The following is a 2,487-nucleotide window of genomic DNA, read 5'->3' on the forward strand; positions in this document are numbered from 1 at the left end:
GCGACGGCCCAGGCGGCGGGGGCGCCGCAGGCCGGGGTGGTGCCGACGGCACCGGCTCCGGCTGGGGCGCCGGGTGGACCGGTGGCCCGGGCGCGCACCCGGACGGGCCGCGGCTGGTGCGCAGCCGCCGCCACAAGGTCATCGGCGGCGTCTGCGGCGGTCTGGGGCGCTACTTCGACCTCGACCCGGTCATCTTCCGCGTCTGCCTCGCGGTGCTCTCCCTCATCGGCGGCGTGGGGCTCATCGCCTACGGCGTCGCCTGGCTGCTGCTGCCGTTCGACGACTACAGCGAGAACGAGGGCCGCCGGATGCTGTCGGGCCGGGTGGACGGCCCCGGGCTGACCGCGCTGCTGATGGTGGTCGTGGGCTTCGGGCTGCTGCTGGCGTCGCTGCCGGGCCGCTCGCAGTCCTTCTCCATGCTGCTGCTGGTCGGTCTCATCGGGGTGGGGTTCTGGTCCCGGCACCAGCGAGGCCTGGACGGCTCCGGAGCCGACACCGCGCCGGACCCGGCGACCGCGCAGGCCGTGGCCAGCGCCCCGCCGGAGGTGCAGGCGCCGCCGTCGCCCGTGTCGGCCTCCTGGTGGCGCGACGGCGGCGGCCCGCAGGAGAGCTACCTGTGGGGACCGGCCGGCGCGGCAGCGCCGGGCACCGGGCCCGCGGTCGACCTGAGCAAGGACGGCGACGGCGGCGGACCCTTCGCGCCGCCTCCCACCTGGCGCGACGAGGGACAGCCTGCGGAGAGCCGCAACGCCTTCTGGCTCGGTGGCCCGGTGATGCTGCTGGCGGTTGCGGCGGCGACGGTGGTCGGCGCGCTGACCTGGGACCAGCCGCTGGCGACGGCGCTGGTCTACGCCGGTACCGCCGCGCTGACGGTCTTCGGCCTCGGCATGGGGGTGGGCGCGTTCTGGGGGCGGATCGGCACCGGCACCATCCTCGCGGCCGTCCTCACCGCGGCGCTGGTCGTGGGGGCGTCCACCCTGCCGCCCTCGATGACGACGCAGTGGACCGACGAACGCTGGACACCCGGCACTCCCGCGGCGGTCGAGCCCTCGTACGAGCTGGGCAGCGGCCGCGCCACCCTGGACCTCTCGCAGCTGGAGCTGTCCGACGGGGAACGCCTCGCCACGGAAATGACCGCCGGCGGCGGTCAGCTGCGGGTGTACGTACCCCGCGACGTCACCGTCGAGGTCACTGCCGACATCTGGCTCGGCGGCTACACCTTCGGCGACCAGGAGGACTCGGACCGGGGCCCCAACGGGCGCGTGCAGGGCGGCGGTTTCCGGGCCGACTGGTCGGGGACCTACGGCCCGCCGCCGGGCACCGAGCCCACCGGCGTCCTCGAGCTCCGGCTGTCGGTCGGGCTCGGGCACGTCGAGATCGAGCGGGTGGCCGGTGTCGAGACCGACCCGCACCCGGCGGACGACGACCAGCGGACGGAGGACGAGGTGCCGGTGGAGGCCGCCGCGGCCGCCACCGGAAGGGCCCTCGCCGCCGGTCCGGCCCCGACGGAGGTGGAGGCACGATGAGCCCGGAGCGCAACGAACGGCGGACCCACTTCGAGCCGGCCCGGCTGCTGCTGGGGCTGTGCCTGCTGGCGATCGCCGCCGGGTTCGCGGCGCGCACGGCCGGCGTGGTCGACATCCAGCTCCGTTACCTCGCGGGGGCCGTGCCCGCCGCGCTGGTGCTGACCGCCGTGGTCTCCGTCGTCACCTACGCCGTCCGGCGCGGTCGGGACCGGGCCGGATCGTGCGCCGACGGCGGGCCCCGGGGCTGAGGCCCGCTGCGCACCCCGGCCCTGCCGCTGCCCGCTGCGAGGCCGCGTCGTCCGGCCCCGCGCCCCGCTGTTCACCACCGCGGGCCCGGCGCCGGGCGTCAGCGTGACGCGGCGCGGCGGGTCGCGCGGGCGGCGTCCACCGAGAACGCGCCCGCCCCGGTGAGCGCCAGCGTCAGGAACCCCACCGCGTAGGGCAGGTCGTTCCCGAAGTAGTAGGGGCTCGTCCCCCAGGAGACGGTGAGCCAGAAGCCCAGCGCCAGCGCCGCGCCGACCAGCGCGGCGGGGCGGGTGAGGACGCCGAGCAGGAGGAGCACACCGACCGCGATCTCGGCCACCGCGACCCCGGTGAGCGCCGGCCCGGCGTTCTCCAGTGCCAGGTCCACCAGCCACGGCGCTGCCGACCCGTCCCGGCCGAACTCCAGCATGGACCGCATCGCGTCGCGGTCCACCGAGGAGAACGGGCCGCCGGTGAGGAACTTGTCGAGCCCGGCGTACAGGAACGTGACCCCGAGGAAGAGCCGCAGCGGCAGGACCCCGTGGCGGGCCAGCCGCTCGCGGACCCCTCCCTGGTCGTCCATGGGTCCACTCTTCCGGTCCACCGGCATCTCTCGGCTCCTCGCGTCGGTCCAGCGCCACGAGTCTGTCACCGGGGGCGGCGGCCGGTAAGGGCGCCGGGGGACGTCGCGCGGGGGCACGCTCCCCGCGCGGACGGC

3 protein-coding genes are annotated in these 2,487 nt (G+C 76.6%); 2 read left to right on the forward strand and 1 reads right to left on the reverse strand.

Annotated features, from left to right (window positions below; translation table 11 throughout):
• Nucleotides 1-1,526 (forward strand): PspC domain-containing protein (locus HCN56_RS25100; protein ID WP_167974879.1); only part of this gene is annotated, 1,526 nt, incomplete at its 5' end.
• Nucleotides 1,523-1,774 (forward strand): hypothetical protein, encoded by a 252-nt coding sequence (locus HCN56_RS25105; protein WP_167974881.1) that lies wholly within the window; start codon nt 1,523-1,525, stop codon nt 1,772-1,774. The genes HCN56_RS25100 and HCN56_RS25105, both read left to right, overlap by 4 nt.
• Nucleotides 1,775-1,872: 98 nt before the next feature.
• Here the strand turns inward: HCN56_RS25105 and HCN56_RS25110 are convergent, their stop codons facing one another.
• Nucleotides 1,873-2,352, reverse strand: a complete 480-nt coding sequence (locus HCN56_RS25110; RefSeq protein ID WP_245247023.1) for a DoxX family membrane protein — start codon at nt 2,350-2,352, stop codon at nt 1,873-1,875.
• Nucleotides 2,353-2,487: the final 135 nt, after the last annotated feature.

The sequence above is a fragment of the Streptomyces lonarensis genome (assembly GCF_012033735.1).
Taxonomy (GTDB): domain Bacteria; phylum Actinomycetota; class Actinomycetes; order Streptomycetales; family Streptomycetaceae; genus Streptomyces; species Streptomyces lonarensis.